The sequence below is a fragment of the Candidatus Enterococcus courvalinii genome, from assembly GCF_017315945.1.
GTDB classification, from domain to species: Bacteria; Bacillota; Bacilli; order Lactobacillales; family Enterococcaceae; genus Enterococcus_B; species Enterococcus_B courvalinii.
The window spans coordinates 25,744-44,379 of the sequence record NZ_JAFLWI010000002.1 but is presented as its reverse complement, the minus strand read 5'-3'; the positions used below and the strand labels follow the sequence as shown (position 1 = coordinate 44,379).

The 18,636-nt window shown below is 37.7% G+C and carries 17 protein-coding genes; 2 read left to right on the top strand and 15 right to left on the bottom strand.

Going from position 1 to position 18,636, the window contains the following annotated elements:
• Positions 1 to 201: 201 nt before the first annotated feature.
• The 5 genes from JZO71_RS01105 to JZO71_RS01085 all read right to left on the bottom strand — a co-directional run bounded on the left by JZO71_RS01105 (position 202) and on the right by JZO71_RS01085 (position 5,510).
• Positions 202 to 2,133 (bottom strand): PTS fructose transporter subunit IIABC, encoded by a 1,932-nt coding sequence (locus JZO71_RS01105; RefSeq protein WP_206897766.1) that lies wholly within the window; start codon positions 2,131 to 2,133, stop codon positions 202 to 204.
• 18 nt (positions 2,134 to 2,151) lie between these two features.
• Complete coding sequence (pfkB, locus tag JZO71_RS01100; RefSeq protein WP_206897765.1) at positions 2,152 to 3,066, bottom strand: 1-phosphofructokinase; 915 nt, start codon at positions 3,064 to 3,066, stop codon at positions 2,152 to 2,154.
• Positions 3,063 to 3,815 carry a DeoR/GlpR family DNA-binding transcription regulator gene (locus JZO71_RS01095; protein WP_206897764.1) on the bottom strand — a complete coding sequence of 251 codons (753 nt, stop codon included), beginning with the start codon at positions 3,813 to 3,815 and terminating at the stop codon, positions 3,063 to 3,065. The genes pfkB and JZO71_RS01095 overlap by 4 nt, the downstream gene beginning before the upstream one ends.
• 167 nt (positions 3,816 to 3,982) lie before the next feature.
• The gene (locus JZO71_RS01090; protein WP_206897763.1) at positions 3,983 to 4,171 is read right to left on the bottom strand and encodes a hypothetical protein; all 189 of its coding nucleotides are present in this window, start codon (positions 4,169 to 4,171) and stop codon (positions 3,983 to 3,985) included.
• A gap of 10 nt (positions 4,172 to 4,181) precedes the next feature.
• Positions 4,182 to 5,510 (bottom strand): hypothetical protein, encoded by a 1,329-nt coding sequence (locus JZO71_RS01085; RefSeq protein WP_206897762.1) that lies wholly within the window; start codon positions 5,508 to 5,510, stop codon positions 4,182 to 4,184.
• Positions 5,511 to 5,643: 133 nt separating this feature from the next.
• Here JZO71_RS01085 and JZO71_RS01080 point away from each other — a divergent pair, with 133 nt between their 5' ends.
• Positions 5,644 to 5,808, top strand: a complete 165-nt coding sequence (locus JZO71_RS01080; protein ID WP_206897761.1) for an SPJ_0845 family protein — start codon at positions 5,644 to 5,646, stop codon at positions 5,806 to 5,808.
• A gap of 43 nt (positions 5,809 to 5,851) precedes the next feature.
• Here JZO71_RS01080 and yihA read toward each other — a convergent pair whose 3' ends face one another.
• The 7 genes from yihA to JZO71_RS01045 form a co-directional block, all read right to left on the bottom strand.
• Entirely contained in the window at positions 5,852 to 6,445 is a 594-nt protein-coding gene (gene yihA / locus JZO71_RS01075) for a ribosome biogenesis GTP-binding protein YihA/YsxC (RefSeq protein ID WP_206897760.1), read from the bottom strand.
• Positions 6,446 to 6,509: 64 nt separating this feature from the next.
• Positions 6,510 to 7,760, bottom strand: a complete 1,251-nt coding sequence (clpX, locus tag JZO71_RS01070) for an ATP-dependent Clp protease ATP-binding subunit ClpX (protein WP_206897759.1) — start codon at positions 7,758 to 7,760, stop codon at positions 6,510 to 6,512.
• A gap of 237 nt (positions 7,761 to 7,997) precedes the next feature.
• Entirely contained in the window at positions 7,998 to 9,284 is a 1,287-nt protein-coding gene (gene tig / locus JZO71_RS01065) for a trigger factor (protein WP_206897758.1), read from the bottom strand.
• A 162-nt stretch (positions 9,285 to 9,446) separates the two neighbouring features.
• Positions 9,447 to 10,382, bottom strand: coding sequence for a hypothetical protein (locus JZO71_RS01060; RefSeq protein ID WP_206897757.1), 936 nt, complete (start codon positions 10,380 to 10,382; stop codon positions 9,447 to 9,449).
• Between the two features lie 254 nt (positions 10,383 to 10,636).
• On the bottom strand, positions 10,637 to 11,317 hold the full coding sequence (locus tag JZO71_RS01055) for an RDD family protein (protein ID WP_206897756.1): 681 nt from the start codon (positions 11,315 to 11,317) through the stop codon (positions 10,637 to 10,639).
• A 1-nt stretch (position 11,318) separates the two neighbouring features.
• Positions 11,319 to 12,347 carry a signal peptide peptidase SppA gene (gene sppA / locus JZO71_RS01050; protein ID WP_206897755.1) on the bottom strand — a complete coding sequence of 343 codons (1,029 nt, stop codon included), beginning with the start codon at positions 12,345 to 12,347 and terminating at the stop codon, positions 11,319 to 11,321.
• Between the two features lie 23 nt (positions 12,348 to 12,370).
• Positions 12,371 to 12,661 carry a hypothetical protein gene (locus JZO71_RS01045; RefSeq protein WP_206897753.1) on the bottom strand — a complete coding sequence of 97 codons (291 nt, stop codon included), beginning with the start codon at positions 12,659 to 12,661 and terminating at the stop codon, positions 12,371 to 12,373.
• A 413-nt stretch (positions 12,662 to 13,074) separates the two neighbouring features.
• On the opposite strand from JZO71_RS01045, the gene glmS reads away from it, so the two are divergent.
• On the top strand, positions 13,075 to 14,883 hold the full coding sequence (gene glmS / locus JZO71_RS01040) for a glutamine--fructose-6-phosphate transaminase (isomerizing) (RefSeq protein ID WP_206897751.1): 1,809 nt from the start codon (positions 13,075 to 13,077) through the stop codon (positions 14,881 to 14,883).
• Between the two features lie 194 nt (positions 14,884 to 15,077).
• Here the strand turns inward: glmS and glmM are convergent, their stop codons facing one another.
• From glmM to cdaA, 3 genes are all read right to left on the bottom strand, one after another.
• Positions 15,078 to 16,433 (bottom strand): phosphoglucosamine mutase, encoded by a 1,356-nt coding sequence (glmM, locus tag JZO71_RS01035; RefSeq protein WP_206897750.1) that lies wholly within the window; start codon positions 16,431 to 16,433, stop codon positions 15,078 to 15,080.
• Between the two features lie 69 nt (positions 16,434 to 16,502).
• Complete coding sequence (locus JZO71_RS01030; RefSeq protein WP_206897748.1) at positions 16,503 to 17,642, bottom strand: CdaR family protein; 1,140 nt, start codon at positions 17,640 to 17,642, stop codon at positions 16,503 to 16,505.
• Positions 17,639 to 18,526 (bottom strand): diadenylate cyclase CdaA, encoded by an 888-nt coding sequence (gene cdaA / locus JZO71_RS01025; protein ID WP_067484300.1) that lies wholly within the window; start codon positions 18,524 to 18,526, stop codon positions 17,639 to 17,641. Before cdaA ends, JZO71_RS01030 begins: the two co-directional genes overlap by 4 nt.
• Between the last annotated feature and the right edge of the window lie 110 nt (positions 18,527 to 18,636).

Below are 18,636 nucleotides of genomic sequence, written 5' to 3'. Positions count from 1 at the left end.
GAATGACAAACAGTCGCCACTTTTTCCGTTGAATAAACCTGCTCTCAATCTTTATTCAATTGAATTGTTGTTTTTGTCGTCTCCATAGGTTTTCAAAGATACCGTCGAAGAAACAACCAATAATTGCCCAGACAAAAAAACTTCTTATCACTCTCTCTAAGAAAGAGTGATAAGAAGTTGCCATGATTCGTCTATTTAAAATTAAGCTTCAACAGCTTCTGGCGTTTTTCTTAATAATCCATAAATCACACCTGAGACAACTGCACCAATCGCAATAAAGACTAAGTACAATACAGGATGACTAAGTAAGAAGACAACGAAGATCCCACCATGTGGTGCTAATAATTTGATACCAAAAGCGCCAACTAAACCACCAGTTAAAGCAGAACCTACGATGAAACTTGGAATTGCGCGAACTGGGTCAGCAGCAGCAAATGGAATTGAGCCTTCTGTTACAAAGGATAGTCCCATTACAATGTTTGTTAAACCAGCATCTTGATCTGCTTTACTAAATTTATTTCTGAATAATACAGTTGCAACGAAAATTGCTAATGGTGGAACCATCCCACCTGCCATAACAGATGCCATAACGACACTACCACCAGTTGCAACAGTTGTTGCAAGTGTTGCTGTACCAAACACGTAAGCTGCTTTGTTGATTGGTCCACCAAGATCGGCAGCCATCATTCCAGCTAACAAAGCACCAAGTAATGCGGCATTTGAACCACTCATACTTGTCAAGAAACCGTTCAATCCATCATTGATTGCTTTCATTGGCACATTGACCATCAACATCAAGAACCCAGTAATCAATAGCCCAAAGACTGGATAGAACAAAATCGTTTTGATTCCATCCAATGATTTTGGTAAATTCTTAAAGACTTTACGCAAGAAGACAATGACATAACCAGCCAAGAAACCACCAATCAATGCACCTAAGAAACCAGCTCCGCCAGCATTAGCTAATGCTCCTGCAGCAAAACCAACAACTAATCCAGGACGGTCACCGATACTTGATGCAATAAATCCAGCTAAAACAGGTAACATAAATCCAAATGCTGCTTGCCCAATTTGATTGAACCAGCTTGCTATTTGATTATAATTCCCTAAGTTTGCCAATTGATCTTGTGGCACACCCATAAATTGGTCAATCATAAAGGAAAGTGCAATCGCAATCCCACCACCGATTACAAATGGTAGCATATGTGAAACCCCGTTCATCAAATCTTTATAGATTCGTTGCCCGATTGTTCCATCAGCATTTCCTTCATCTGACGAATCATTTTTACTATCACCATGGAAAACAGGTGCATTTCCCTCAACTGCAAGATTGATCAGTTCTTCTGATTTACGAATGCCATCACTTACTGGACGATTCACTAATTTTTTCCCATCAAAACGATTCATCTCGACTTTTTTATCTGCTGCAACGATTACGCCGTCTGCACGTGCGATATCTTCTGCAGTCAAACGATTTTTAATTCCTTCAGAACCATTTGTTTCAACTTTGATATCTACACCCATCTCTTTTGCTTTTTTCTTCAAAGCATCCTCTGCCATGTACGTATGCGCAATTCCAGTTGGGCAAGCTGTCACAGCTACGACAAATTTTCGGTCTGAATCAGTTAATGTTTCAATTTGTTGGGCAGCTTGTTCTGCTTTTTCTTCTGCTTCTTTTTCGTCTTCAGCTGTTTGGAAAAGTTCTTGCACTTCATCAGGTGTTTGAACTTCTTTTAATTTTTCCACAAAATCTGGATTGATCAACAAGCGTGATAATGCAGCTAAAGCTTGCAAGTGAGTATCATTTGCGCCTTCTGGAGCAGCAATCATGAAAAAGAGATAAGTTGGTTGACCATCGAGTGCTTCATAGTCAACACCTGCTTTACTTTTTGCAAATAAAACGGTTGCTTCTTTAACAGCAGCATTTTTTGCATGTGGCATTGCGATTCCATCACCTAAACCTGTAGATGTTTGCGCTTCACGTGCTAAAATTCCTTGTTTATATGTGTCGATATCTGATATGCGGCCAGCATCGTACATTTTTTGTACCATTTCATCAATAGCCCCTGCTTTATCAGTGGCTTGCAAATCCATGATCATTGCTTCTTTGACCATCAAATCTTTAATATTCATGGTTATCCTCCTTAAAATTTAGTCGATTTTTGTAATTTCAACTTCAGGTAATAGTGAATCAATCATTTCGCGAGATGCTAAATCATCAGAGAATGCTGTTGCACTTCCACAAGCAACGCCCCATTTGAACGCTTCAACTGCATCCTGATGTTGGCTAAATGAACCAATAAATCCAGCAATCATTGAGTCTCCGGCGCCTACTGAGTTTTTCAAAGGTCGCACTAAAACATTCGATTGATAGGCTCCTTCTTTAGTAAACAACAATGCACCATCACCAGCCATTGAGATCAATACATTTTGTGCACCTTCTGCCAATAATTTACGACCATAAGGAATGATGTCTTCAATGGACTCAAAACTTGTTTGATACAGCTCTGCTAATTCATGATTATTTGGTTTGATTAATAACGGTTCTTTTGACAGAGCATTTTTTAAATCTTCTCCCGTAGTATCGATCACGAAGTCAGCACCTTTGTCACGAATGATTTCAATCAACTCTTGATAAAAACCTTTTCTAAGACTTGCAGGTGTACTTCCAGATAACACGACAATATCCCCTGCTTCAACTGTACTTAACGCTTGCTTCAATTCATTGATTTCTTCATTAGAGATAACTGGACCTAATCCATTGATTTCTGTTTCAGCATCTGATTTCAATTTGATATTGATGCGTGTATCTTCATGTACTTTGGTAAACAAAGTATGAATTTGTTCTTTTTTCAACCAATCAGAAATAAATTCGCCGGTAAATCCGCCTAAAAACCCAAGTGCAGTTGAATTTGAATCAATACGTTTTAAGATACGAGAAACGTTGATGCCTTTACCCCCTGGTAATTTAAAATCTTCTGTCATGCGATTCAAATCGCCTAATTTTAATCCATCCACACGAACAATAAAGTCAATTGATGGATTAAGTGTTACTGTGTAAATCATTGAATAGCCTCCTTAATTGTTGTCAGGTCGCGATAATCTGCGACAAATTCTAATGGACAACGCTCGGTTACGATTGTGGCTGCCGCTAAAGGAGCAACAGAAGTGAAAGATAACTTATTAAATTTCGTTTGATCAATCAAAACAAACGCTTCTTCGGATTGTCTCATTGCAATTCGTTTAAGCGCTGCTTCTTCCGGATCTGGTGTCGTAAAGCCTTGGACCAAATGCGCGCCGTTCATTCCCATGAATGCTTTGTTAAAATGAAATGCACTCAACTGTTCCACACTACTTGAACCCAAAACTGCATTCGTTGACAACTTGACTTGACCACCTAAAATGATTGTTGGTATTTGTAAGTCAACTAAATTAGCAGCATGCTTGACCGAATTGGTAACAACTGTCACGTTTTTTCCTTGTAAAAATGGAATCATTTCCAACGTTGTTGAGCCAGCATCAAGATAGATAACATCATCTGTTTCAATCAAATCAGCAGCTAAACGAGCAATTTCTTGTTTTTCTTGAACGTTTTTGAGCGTTTTTTCACTCATCGCTTGTTCAAAGCCCAAAAGTTGGTCTTTTTTGGCACCACCATGGATTCTTTCCAAAAAGCCTTCATTTTCCAACTCTTGTAAATCACGACGAATAGTGGATTCAGACGCATCTAACAAGGTTACCAGATCTTGTGACTTAACAATTTTATGCTGATCTAACAAGTCTAAAATTTTCTGTCTACGTTCTTCTGTAAGCATTTCCACAACCTCCTCACGACAAATAGTAACATATTAATTATTGGCTTGCAACACAAAACATCCAAAAACATTCAACAAAATTCTAAAACGTTCAACGGATGAAATATTTTTGAAAAACCAAAAAAAGAGAGTCATCTTAATGATGTCTCTCTTAAAATTGCTATTCTTTATTTCTCTTTCTTGATATAAATCGGTTGTACTTTTACTTTCCGTGACAGTCGATAGTAAGTTCCCAAACCAGAAAACATAATCAAAAAACCAACCAATGAACGAATCGAAAAATTCGGGATAAATAAAACTAATGCGGCTAAAACAACTGTCGGTCCCATCACACGATAATATAATTTTTTATCCATTTTCTCCACCTCATGCTCTCTGTATAGTTGTTAATGCTTCTAATTTACGATAATCCAAGAAAACGACTCTTAAATGATTGTCTCCTTTTTTTAAGTCAAAGAAGATTGTTCCTTTTTTCTTTTTTTGCCGACTTATTTTGACATCTGCTAATTGCTTCTTCATCTCAGCAATTGGTAAATTTGCTAAAGCTTCTGGCGGAATATACAATCTCAAAACAACTTGAAAATCTTGATACTTTTCATCTTGGACTTCTACTTCTAAATATTCCCGAATGTAATAACAATACGCTTGAATTCCTTCGTCCATTGCGACAGTCGGATCAATCACTTTATAACACATCATTTGTGCGCGATTTTCATCGACCCAAGGAAAATAAGCTTGAGCATTTAAAGCTCCTTTTACGCGACGTTCACGATACTGATTTTGTTCGATATCATAACTTCTTGTAACAAAAAAAGTTGCTGCTTTTTTAGGTACAGGTTGCATATTTTGATTTTGATACTGAACAGATTGGATTACTCGATCGGTGTATGCGTATTCAATAAAGGGTTCTTTCAGTAAGCCTACACCATTGTCCCAAGCCAAGTGATCAAAACCCAGTTGATCACGATAGTAAGATTGAAAACGCAGATTTTCTTTTTTCCGCCAGTTAAATGGATTTTTGTAAAGCTGAATCCTCAGCACCTGATTTTCTAGTTCAGCAATACTTTCCACCTGCTGGACGTCAAGAAAAATTGGTCTTGGAATAACCTTGTAATAAGCAGAACTGTAATACATTTCCCAACAAGATGTGAAACACAAGCCACGATAAAACAAATCATAGCCAGCAAAATGATTACAATCAACGATTACTTCTCCATGTTGCCCTTTCATCTTTGGAAGACCAGCAATTTCTTCTTGTGTTTCAAATAATGTTCGTCGATCAAGTTCTTTTGTATTATGTGCCAAGAATTCACCGTAAGCACGCAGATAGGCAAACACACCATGCTTCGCCATTTTCATCCGAAGATAGTCACGAATTAACGTTTCTTTGTCATTAAAGACCTGTCGATCGATCACATTCTTAATCAATAACTGCTGATTTTCATAATGAAAACTGCATTCATTTCCTTCATCTCCCACGACGAAAAAGATTTTTTCATTCTCTGCAGCTAACTCTAACGCTAATTGGAATTTTTTTAAATGAAAGGATTCAGTTGCTCCATGAAAAGGTCGAAAAAATGTCGGCTGAATCAATAAACGGACCAGTATACTCCAGTCAGTTATTTCCTGTAATTTATCTTGTTCCTTTAAGTTATTCATCTGAATAGTCATTAATAGTTTTTCTTCGCCAAACATTTTTCTCACCTCTTTCAAATCTTTTTATAATCCAATTATAACTAATAAATGTCAAAATCCAAAATTTTTCGACTTCATAAATTATAGTAGATTTTTAAGAATTACATGGTACACTATCAATGAGGTGATAGAAATGGGACTAAAATTCGAACGTACGGACAATCTCGACAAACTTTTCGAGTCATTTGCAGTTGATCCAGAGAAAAAAGTAGCTTCTAATGAAGATATCAACCGTTTTTTAAAACCAGAAACTCCTGACTCAAATAAAGCGAAGAAAGCTACTAAAACGAAGAAATAGAACGAAAAGAACCCCCACAACTTAACAGTTGCGGGGGTTCTTTTTATGCTTGATAGCCGATGGCATCTTCAATTGCTTTCCAGGCTTCATCTTTTCCTTTTTTTGTTACGGAAGAAAATAAAATAAATTGGTCATTATGGTCAAAATCAAGCGCCTTCTTGATTTCACTCTCATGTTTGTTCCATTTCCCTCTTGGAATTTTGTCAGCTTTAGTTGCCACTACAATTACAGGAATATCATAATACTTTAAAAATTGATACATTTGGATATCTTCTTGCGAGGGCTTGTGACGCACATCGACTAAAGAAACAACAGCTCGTAATTGTTCACGCGTTGTTAAATAAGTCTCAATCATTTTCCCCCACTTCGCCCGTTCCGTTTTCGAAACTTTCGCATAACCATATCCAGGTACATCCACAAAGTGTAACGCATCTTCAATCAAATAAAAATTTAGCGTTTGTGTCTTTCCTGGTTTACCTGAAGTTCTAGCTAAGTTTTTTCGATCAATTAGTGTATTGATAAAGGAAGATTTTCCAACATTTGATCGCCCTGCTAGCGCAATTTCTGGTAATTGCGTTTCAGGGTATTGTTTCGGAGCAACCGCACTGATGACGATATCGGCTTGATGAACTTTCATAATTTCTCTCCTTTAAAAAAAAGCTGAGACATAGCTCGAAAGTTATGTCCCAACCTCTTTCACATTATCCAGCTTTTTTCTCTGTATCTTTATAAATGATTGTCGGCTTACCCGTAAATTCAGCTGCTTCTTTGGTGATAATCACTTTCTCGATAGTTTCGTCTGAAGGAATATCGAACATCACGTCCATCATGATTTCTTCAATGATTGAACGCAAGCCACGCGCGCCGGTATTACGTTCAATTGCTTTGTTGGCAATTGCTTGTAGTGCCTCTGGTTCAAATTCTAATTCAGTATCATCTAAAGAAAGAAGTTTTTGGTATTGTTTAACTAACGCATTTTTAGGCTCTGTCAAAATACGAACTAAATCAGCTGTTGTTAATTTTTCTAACGCTGCCATCACAGGTAAACGTCCAATAAATTCTGGAATCAATCCAAATTTCAATAAATCTTCTGGGATAATATGCTGCATGACACTTTCTTCATCAGAGATTTTTTGATTATTGGTACCAAAACCAATTGTTTTTTCACCCATTCGATTTTTTACAATCGTTTCGATTCCATCAAACGCACCACCGACGATAAACAAGACATTTGTCGTGTCGATTTGGATAAATTCTTGATGCGGATGTTTGCGCCCTCCTTGAGGTGGTACGCTCGCAACTGTACCTTCTAGAATTTTCAACAAGGCTTGTTGGACACCTTCACCAGATACATCTCGAGTAATTGAAACATTCTCACTTTTGCGTGCAATCTTATCAATTTCATCGATGTAAATGATTCCTTTTTCAGCGCGCTCAACATTGTAATCAGCTGATTGTAATAGTTTGAGTAAGATATTTTCAACATCTTCTCCAACATAACCCGCTTCTGTTAAACTTGTGGCATCTGCGATAGCAAATGGCACATTCAATGTTTTAGCTAATGTCTGTGCAAGGAATGTCTTACCAGAACCTGTTGGACCAATTAAACAAATATTACTTTTTTGTAATTCTACATCTTCTGAAGTCTCGCTTGCTTGTTGATTGACACGTTTATAGTGATTATAAACTGCAACTGCTAATGATCGTTTTGCACGATCTTGCCCAATCACATAATCATTCAAGACATCAAGAATTTCTTGAGGTTTAGGTACTTCAGTGAACTCACGTACTGCTTCTTCATAAAATTCTTCGTCAATTATTTCTTTACATAGGTCGATACATTCATTACAGATGTAGACCCCAGGACCTGCTACGATTTTTTTCACTTCTTCTTGGGTCTTGCCGCAAAAAGAACAACGTACGGTCTCATTACCACTTGGATTATCATACATGGTCTTCACCCCTTAGCTTGCAAAAAAATGCAAGAAACTATCAGCGACTTTGCAGTCTTCAACTATCATAACATAAAATAAAAAAAAGCAAAAGCACCGAAAATCAGCCTTTTTTTTTGCGTCTTTTATTAAAAAGGAAAGCTGGGACATAATTTAAAAAACTAAATCAAGTCCCAGCCTTTCCAGCAAATTTTCACATTTTTGACCGATGGATCAAATCTGTTACATCTATAATTATTACTTAGCTTCTGTTGCAGTTCCAGTAATCAAATCAATCGCTTTTTTCATTGTTACGTCATGGCTTAACATGTCTTCAGTCAACACGCGTTTGATTTGTTCGATTGGCATATTGTAAGATTCAGCCAATTCGTTGATTTCTGCAGTGATTTCTTCTTCTGTTGCCTCTAAGTTTTCAGCAGCAGCGATTGCTTCAATTACAAGATTTGTTCTTGTACGCAAGTCAGCTTCACCTTCAAATTGTTTATGCAAGTCGTCTTCTGTAGAACCAGTTAATTGGTAGTACATTTCAGGAGAGATTCCTTGACGTTGCATGTTGTTTAAGAATTCATCCATTGAACGGTGAACTTCGTCATGAACCATTACATGTGGTAATTCAACGATTTCAGCATTATCAACAGCTAAACGAATAGCAGCTTCGTCTTTTGCATCTTCAGCAGCTTTTTCTTTAGCTTCTGTTAATTCTTTACGGATTTTTTCTTTCAATTCTGCTAATGTTGAAACTTCATCATCAACATCTTTTGCAAATTCATCGTCTAGTTCAGGAACTTCTTTTGATTTTACTTCGTGAACCGTTACTTTGAATGTTGCATCTTTACCAGCTAAGTCTTCTGCTTGGTATTCAGCAGGGAAAGTCACGTTTACATCTAAGCTGTCGCCTGATTTGTGACCCACTAATTGTTCTTCGAATCCTGGAATGAATGAGCCAGAACCTAATTCAAGTGAGTAGTTTTCCCCTTTTCCGCCTTCGAATGCTTCGTCACCAATGAATCCTTCGAAATCGATTACGACAGTGTCGCCGTCTTTTGCAGCTTCATCTTCTTTGATAACTAATTCTGCTTGTGCATCTTGTTCTTGTTTAAGACGTGCATCAACATCAGCATCCGTTACTTCACGGTCTTGTTTTTCAACAACTAAATCTTTGTATTGACCTAATTTAACTTCTGGTTTCACTGTTACTTCAGCAGTGATTGTCCAGTCTTGGCCTTTTTCCATGCTTTCAACGTCGATTTTTGGTTGAGATACTGGATCGATTCCAGCTTCTTTTACAGCAGCTTCATAAGCTTCTGGCAATACAGCGTTCAATGCATCTTCATACAAAGCTTCTTCTCCGTACATACGGTTGAAGACTTGACGAGAAACTTTTCCTTTACGGAAACCAGGAACGTTTAAGTTTCCTTTAACTTTATTAAACGCAGCTGTTAGTCCTTTTTGGATTTCTGGTTGCGCAATCGTAAATGTTAAAACACCATCATTTGTGCCTTTTTTTTCAAATGTTGCAGTCATTTATTTCCCTCCGAGTTTTGAAATTCATTTTATACATCAAAAGCGTTTCATGCATACCATTAAATAGTACACTAACGCTTTAAAATTGTAAACATATTGAATAGCCTGAATCCCTGATTTTCACTAGTTTTTTTCTTTCTTTTGACGTTTTTTCATTCTTGTTTAAAGAAATTGTTGCATCAAATATAAGATTTTTTCTCGTTTTGCTAAAAACTTTGCTTTTTCTGCTTCAGTGAAACAGGTTTCTGTTGTTTCTTGATATACATTGATCGTTCCCTCAAACCACTTTGCAGCTTCACCAATATAAGTATCAAAAACTGGATACGTGATTGCCGCTTGCATCATGAACTCTTCTTTTAATCCTGCACTCAACAATGCATCTTGATTTTCATAAGCTTGGGCTAAGTTTCTTAAACAGCAATAGCTTTTTTGTTGGGCTGGTTTTGGTAAATTTTGTGGCACGACTTCAATCAGTTGCTCATCAATTGTCAAAAAAGCTACTGGTTTGCTTTCTCCAACTTGTACTAGAAGCTCTAGAAGTTTTGCACGCACAAATAAATGGATATCTGTACGGATCAATACTTTTTTTGTTACTTGGATAAATTCGTGATAGGGTAATTGCTCGAGCTCACCAATCAATGTTAATTGTTCCGTTGGCGACATTTCTGCGATGCTCACCAATTTTTGATGCGTTTGACGTATTTTTTGCCTCGCTAATTGTCCAGAAAAGTTTTCTGCTTGCTGGATTTTTTCAATCATTGCATGTTCAAATTGATCGGAAAAATTCGTAGCTGCAATTAATTTTCGTGCATACAACCAATCTTTTGCACCAATCAGTAAATCAAAATAAAAAGTGGCAAATTCTTCTTGCTTCAAATATTCCGCTTCATGGATCACTGCTTGGCTCAAAGCCTCTTGCTTCTCATCTAACTCATATAAGCAATAAACAAGCAAACTGTTTGCTTCAAACGTTGGCTCCAATTCATACGCGCGGGTGAACAATTCTTTTGCTTTTTCCAAATTTTGTTGCGCGAGCGCTTGCTGAGCGACACGCATTAAATTCTCATATTTCTCTGGAAAATCAACTGGTCCAACCATGTCACTCCTCCTAACCTTTTCCATTTTAACAAAACAAAAAATGCGTGACAATCAAAATTATAATTATCACGCAAGAAAGAATTTTTCAAAGAAATTTTTTTGATTTTTCTGTAGCTTTTAATTTTATCTTCAAAAGCAATACTTTTATCTCGCTGTTTTATCGCAGCTACTAATCAAAAAAAGACTAGAACATTTTTTGTCCTAGCCTTTCTTCTTTTTAACTATTCTCAAACAAAAATAACAAATTCTAGAAATCAAGCATTTATTTCTTGATTAAATGCTTTGATTAAATTAACCGTTACAACACTTGTATTTGAGAAGTAGTCACCTAAATGTTGTTTTTTCTGACTAAAAATCGTCGGGATGTATCCAATAAAGAGTAAAGGAAATTTCAAAATAAATCGACAAGCCGCTTCACGCACCAAAACAGTTGACCAGCTCAATTGCATTTCATCAAAACTGATGACCCGAATGCCGAAAATCATTTTTCCTAACGTCTGCCCATGATTTAATTTTGTCAAGAGAACAAAATAACTTAGATAAATCACTAATCCTAACAACCCATACACACTTAGATAGGAATCATTGATTGTTATCCAGCCCAAATTGCTTATCACGCCAAGAGTTAAGCGTGTAATTGCACCAATACAGAGCAAATCAATCAAAAAAGCAAAGAAACGAATCCAAAATCCAGCGTAAAAATATGTTGGAAAGTCATTCATTTTTTTCTTTTCTGGAGGACTCTCTGTATATTCTTGCCATTCCGCTTGCTTTTCTTTGATTTGTTCTTCTGTCAATTCTTCTTTACGAAAAGAGTTCAGTACCTTTTGAGAAAATCCTTGATCTGGTCCAACAGCTGGTTGTGGATTCACTTTTGGTTCATTTACTGTTTCGGACGGTTCATTTATCGGTTGTTTTTCCGGAGTTTCTGCCATGTTATTCACCTCCGTAGTAATACATCGCTTTAGGAGATTCTGCCGTACCAAGGTTTTCTAAAACGGATAAAATTTGGTTCGTTTCTGAAGCCTTGATTCCTTGGAACTCTGCTAATTTTGAACCAAACCAAGTATTGGCAAATCCAGTGCCAGAAGCACTGTACTCGATCAGCTGTGCATCTTCTAGTTTCTGGTCTTTTCTCATTGCTGCTAGTGCTTCATCTGGAAATGCTAATTCGTCAACCAATCCATTTTCCTTCGCTTGAACCCCATCATAAATACGGCCATCAGCGATTTTTTTCACTTCTGCTTCCGGCATATCGCGTCCTTCGCTGACTACCGAAACAAATCGACCATAAGCACTATCAATATAAGCTTGTAATACCGCTTGGTCCTCTGCTGTTTCCGGACGAGTGCTTGATCCCATATCTTTTAGTGCACCACTTTTGACTGTCGTGTCTTCTACGCCAAGTTTTTCTAATAAACCGGAATAGTTTAAACCAGACATGATCACACCAATTGAACCAGTGATCGTTTCTTCAGTCGCATAAATTTTATCTGCGCTAGCTGAAATGTAATATCCACCACTTGCAGCCATGCTTCTCATGCTAACGTACAAAGGAATTTTGCGTTCGCTTTGGATTTTCTTTAATTCTTTCGCAATCTCAGCACTTTCATAAACGCCTCCTCCAGGAGAATTCACTTCTAAGAAAACACCTTTAATCGTATCATCTTCTTCAATTTCTTTTAACTGTTTCATAAAATTGTCATGGTCATACCCTTCGGATGCAAAAATACCAGAAGACCCTCCACCTTGAATCGTTCCATCAACAGTTAACTTAACAATCTGTTCGGATTCATCACCAGGTTCAAGAACATTTGCTGTTAAATCATCTTCCCCATACAACAAACGATTAAAACTATCCAACTGGATTTCGTCACTCACAGGTCGTGTCATACTTGAAGCTACCATCGAAACCACTAACAAGCCCGCAGCAATTGCCACAGCTATCCATCGTTTTTTATTCATCTTTTTCTCCTTACTTCACAATTTTAATATAGGTTTTTAATGACGATTACTGTTTCTGTTGCTTCTTCTGCATTCATTTTTTCCGCTTTTTCTTCTAGTGCATAGCCCGCAAATGCTTCATTCGTCAATTCATCATGAACAACAAACTTTTGTGCTTTTGCTACAGCAAGCGCATCTGGTGCTAGCTCTTGGATACTGTCCCAACCAGTATCTAAGAAAATTTTTGTTTCATCTGTTACTTCTGGCAGCTCTTCGAGTACCTTCAGTTGTTTTTTTAACTCACCTAACGTAAGAATTTCTATTTTGGCTTCCATTTTCTCCTCCTAAAAATTAGACATTTATGATTGTTTCCATTGTACCGAACTACTGGAAAAGATAATAGTCAATTTTCGATAAAATTCTGGTGGCTCTTTCTCCAAAAACGAAAATTAGATATATACCAATTAGACAAAAAAAGATTTTTGTTGACAAATATAACCAATAAAAGTTATTATTTTAAATGTTTCCAAAACTTTTTTGAAAAAGGAGAATAGTAGACCATTAAGGATAGCGCCAGATCTGGGTAACCAGATGACGAGGAGAGGGTTTATCGAAAGTTTCGGCGGGTGACCCTAGGGAGCTGCACTCTACAGAGTATGAAAAAAACGATTTGTGAGAATCGAACAAAAACATACTCATGCAGTTGGAAACATCAGACAATTTATTGAAGAAAGTAGGATGTTTTTTTATGTGTGGAATTGTTGGAATGATTGGATTAGAAAATGTTACTCCTGGATTAGTGAATGGATTAGAAAAATTAGAGTATCGCGGGTATGACTCTGCCGGTATTTTTGTTGCAAATGACTCTGCTGATTATTTAATTAAGTCACAAGGACGAATCCAGAATTTAAAGAATCGCTTAACACCAGAAGTTACTGGGACAATTGGGATTGGTCATACACGTTGGGCAACTCATGGCATCCCTTCAGAAAAAAATGCCCATCCTCATACTTCTCAAAGCGGTCGTTTTGTTTTGGTTCACAACGGTGTGATTGAAAATTTTGAAGAACTGAAGGAAACGTATTTGGCTGACCATACATTTATCGGCGAAACAGATACAGAAATCATTGCACATTTAATTGAAGTTTTTGCTAATGATGGATTGTCAACGAAAGAAGCCTTCTTAAAAACACTTCAACTAACAAAAGGTTCTTATGCATTTGGTTTAGTGGATCGCACAACACCTGAAGTCATCTATGTTGCCAAAAATAAAAGTCCTCTATTGATTGGTTTAGGCGACGGCTTCAACGTCATTGCCAGCGATGCAATGGCCATGCTAGCTCAAACAAAAACATTTGTTGAAATCGAAGATCAAGAAATGGTTCTTATCACGGCAAATGACGTAATCATCCAAAATTACCAAGGAGACGTAATCACTCGTGATTCTTTTGAAGCACAAGTTGATGCTTCTGATATCGAAAAAGGAACCTATCCTTATTACATGCTCAAAGAAATTGATGAACAACCGATTATCATGCGTAAAATCGCGCAAACGTATGTAACGGCTGAAAATCAGATTGCACTTGACCAAGAACTAGTAACAACACTTGCTGACAGCGATCGTATTTATATCGTTGCTTGTGGTACTAGTTACCATGCCGGTCTTGCTGGAAAGCAGGCTTTAGAGACATTGACAGGAATACCAGTTGAAGTCCATTTAGCAAGTGAATTTGGTTATCATATGCCTTTGCTTTCTAAAAAACCCTTTTTCATTTTTCTAAGTCAAAGTGGCGAGACCGCTGACAGTCGACAAGTATTAGTGAAAATCAATCAGCTTGAGCTTCCTTCGTTAACAATTACAAATGTAGCTGGATCTACGTTATCAAGAGAAGCCTCCTTCACTGTTTTATTACATGCTGGGCCAGAAATTGCTGTTGCTTCAACGAAAGCTTATACTGCTCAAATCGCTGTTTTAACATTGTTAGCAAAAGCTGTTGGTGATCAAAATAAAAACATGCTTTCTTTGGATTTCGATGTAGCTCATGAACTAAGTTTAGCAGCAAGTGCGATGGAAACAATCATCACTCAAAAAGAATATTTGGAGCAACTGGCTACTGTATACTTGAATGATGCACGAAACGCTTTTTATATTGGACGTGGCTCTGATTATTACGTTTCTCTTGAGGCAGCATTGAAATTAAAAGAAATCAGCTATATCCAAGCAGAAGGTTTTGCTGCTGGAGAATTGAAACATGGAACGATCGCCTTGATTGAAGAAGGTACTCCGGTAATTGGAATCATTAGTGATCCCATCACTGGTGCTCACACTCGCGGAAATTTAAAAGAAGTTGAAAGCCGTGGTGCAAACACGCTAGTCATTTCAACAGAAGCGTTAGCAAAAGAAAAGGATCAGTTAATCTTACCAACCGTTCATTCATTCTTCACGCCGCTAACAACGGTTGTCCCTACGCAATTGCTTGCTTATTATGCAACCTTGTTACGAGGGTTCGACGTGGACAAACCACGTAACTTAGCAAAATCTGTAACCGTTGAATAAAGTATTCTAATTCTAGCCTTCCCCAATCAACGCAAAAAGAAGTAGCCCTGAAAAATTCACGGCTACTTCTTTTTTGATAATCATGCACAAAAGAGCAAAACTATTTTGCATTTTGTGTATAGAAGTTTCTTTCAGGCAAGACATCAGCAAGAAAAAGAGCCAAAGCGAAAATCCGCTTTGACTCTTTTTTTCAATTAGTCGATCCCAATTTCTGCTTTAACGACTGCAGCAATTTTATCAACATAATAATTCACTTTTTCATCCGTTGGCGCTTCTGCCATGACACGCAACAACGGTTCTGTCCCTGAAGGACGAACTAAGATACGACCTTCACCATTCATTTCAGCCTCTGCTTCATCAATCACTGCCTTGATTGCAGGAACATCCATTGCGCCATTTTTATCGCTGACACGAATGTTCACTAATTTTTGCGGATAAATCGTTACTTCGCTAGCAAGCTCTGATAATTTTTTGCCTGTTTGTTTCATAATATTCAACAATTGAATCCCAGACAACATTCCATCACCAGTTGTATTAAAATCTAGGAAAATCATGTGACCAGATTGTTCGCCACCAAAGTTATAATCATTTTTACGCATTTCTTCCACTACGTAGCGATCACCCACTTGAGTGATTACATCTTTCAAACCGATTCCTTCAACTGCTTTATGGAAACCTAAGTTACTCATAACAGTTGTTACGATAGTATCTTTTTTCAAACGATTTTTTTCTGCTAAATATTTCGCACAGATAAACATGATTTTATCGCCATCAACAATGTTTCCTAATTCATCAACCGCAATGATTCGGTCACCATCACCATCAAACGCTAAACCAACATCTGCACCTTTTTCAACAACCATCTCAGCCAATTTTTCTGGATGTGTTGAGCCGACGCCATCATTGATATTCAACCCGTCTGGTTTTGTTCCCATTGTGTAGAAATCAGTTTCCAAGTCTGCAAACAAACGATTGACAGAAGTTGCTGTCGCTCCATTTGCTGCATCCACACAAACAGTCAGTCCAGATAAATCACCATTGATTGTTTGGACTAAAAATTGTGAATACTTCAATAATCCTTCTGGAAATTCTTCGACAGTTCCTAATCCTTCAGCAGAAGGTCTTGGTAGCTCATCCGTTGGCGCATCAAGCAAAGCTTCGATTTCTAATTCTTGATCATCAACCAATTTGAATCCGTCTGCTCCAAAGAACTTGATGCCATTATCCTGTGCAGGGTTATGTGATGCAGAAATCATTACCCCAGCGCTTGCTTTTTGCAAACGAGTCAAGTAAGCTACACCCGGTGTTGAGATCACACCTAATTGGAAGACTTCAATCCCTACTGATAACAAACCTGCGACTAAAGCCGATTCAAGCATTTGTCCAGAAATACGAGTATCACGACCAACTAAAACGCGAGGACGTTTTCCTTCAACTTCGTGTTGACTTAAAACATATCCTCCATAACGTCCTAATTTGAACGCTAATTCCGGTGTTAACTCTTTATTTGCTTCTCCACGGACACCGTCCGTTCCAAAATATTTACCCATAACGATTAACTTGCTCCTTTAACTTCATTTTCTAAGAAATTTTCCCATTCAATTGTTCGCTTTCATCCATCAGTTTTGGGTTGAATCAACCGTTTCATTCGTCGATTCTTCAGTACTCGAAGTCTGTGTATCTGAACTTGTCGATGTATCTGAAGTCGAGGGTGTGGTCGTTCTCGTTGTGTTTGTTCCAGATTGTGTTGTTGACGAACGATCTGTCGTACCTTCTGAACGTGAAGACGAACTCCTACTTGTCGTTTCTTCTAACACTGGTGTGATTTCGACACTCACTTTTTCCGGCGAAACGCTTAACCCATCACTGACCGGTATCTCGTACTCTCTCGTCAAGCGATGTGTAATTCCTGTCACGTCGATTGGAACGGTAATGCTATCTCCCAGTTGTTCCAACAGCTCACTTGTTCCCGTTACTTCTGCTTCTAGTTTCGAAAAATTAAAGTCATAGCTTTTCACACCTTCAGCTCGAACTCCTTGTTGCGTTCCGTAAAGTCGAACTGTTTTTGTCGGTTTGATTGCATCTGCTTGGACTTTTACACTGACTGGATCAGCAATGATACTTAACGCTTCTCCTGCACTGTTTAAAGCTTGCACAGCTACATTACTATTGATACCATCATCTGTCACGTCAGATGCATTGACTTGAGCAACTACTTGATTGATCTCTGTTAACGTTTTATCACCCGTTGTAATCGTCACTTTTTCCGGTGTTTCGGAAACTGTGTCCAATTGATAACCTGCAGGTGTCGTTTCAGATGGTAAGATTGTTGTTACTTCAAAATCTTTTTTCACCCTTTTTTCAATCGTCACCGTGATTGTAGTTGGTTCAACTTTTGCATTCACTGCGCTACTAAGATTTCTGACTCTTAGTGAAACTTCATGGGTTCCTTCGCTTAACTTAGTTAAATCCGCGCTCAAACGGAACGTTCGCGTATCAATATTTGATTCCGCATTTAACTGAACGCGATTGGCGCTAGTAAGTTTCACTTTTGCCGTAGTGACAAAACCGTGAATATAATATTTTTCAGAATCATAAGATAACTGAATAGGCACGTCACTCACAGTTTGCGTGTACGATTCAGAACCAGATAAGACACTTTGGGTTGATTGATTGTTTGCATTGAAATACAAAACAATACTAAACAATAACGCAATAAATCCATAAAGAATACTGGTTCTTTTTTCTTTTGAGATCATTTACGACCCCCTCCCTTAGTCATGCCATCTAGGAAGGATTGAAGAACATTTTTTCTGTTCTTTGTTTTTTCATCTGCAATCAATTCACGACGCAAGATTGCTAAATATTCTTCTTGAGATAAACCAGTAATCAATTCGTTATCTAAAGTGATACTGACATCTCCTGTTTCTTCAGAGACAACGATCGTAATCGCATCACTGACTTCACTGATACCGACAGCTGCGCGGTGACGAGTCCCAAACTCTTTCGGGATCAACATACTCTCAGATAAAGGTAAATATGCGCTAGCCACTGCAATTTTACCGTCTTTTACAATAACGGCCCCATCATGAAGCGGTGTGTTTGGAATGAAGATATTAATCAGTAATTCCCCCGTAATATCTGCATCTAACGCAATTCCAGTTTCAATGTACTCATCTAATCCTGTATGACGTTCGATTGTGACCAATGCACCAATTTTTCGCTTGGACATATATTGGATCGCTTTATCGAATGACAAAATCATTTTTTCATCTTCTTGTTGTTCACTCTTCGTTTGTTTAAATAGCGAACTTCTTCCAAGATGCTCCAATCCGCGACGAATTTCAGGTTGGAAAATGACGACTGCTGCGATAACACCATAGGTAATGACTTGATTCATCAACCAGGATAGCGTATGAAGTCCAATTATTTCTGCTAAAATCCGAATCACAATAAAAATTGCAACTCCCTTTAGCAATTGAATGGCCTTCGTTCCTCTTAGCAGCTGGATCAGCTTGTACACTAAGTACCAGACAACCAGAATATCAAGTATGTTCACAAAAAAGTTTAGTGATAAAAAATCACCAGAAAGCATTTGCTGCCAATAATTCAAATTAAAAAGTTCCCCGATTTGAAATGACATAAAAAGCCTCTCTTCTCTTTTGAGATTTCTTTCCTATTATATCATATGTTTGTTCTTTAAAGAGTTTTCTGCCTCGTTTTTCCAGATAAAAACACATTTTTTTCAAGAAA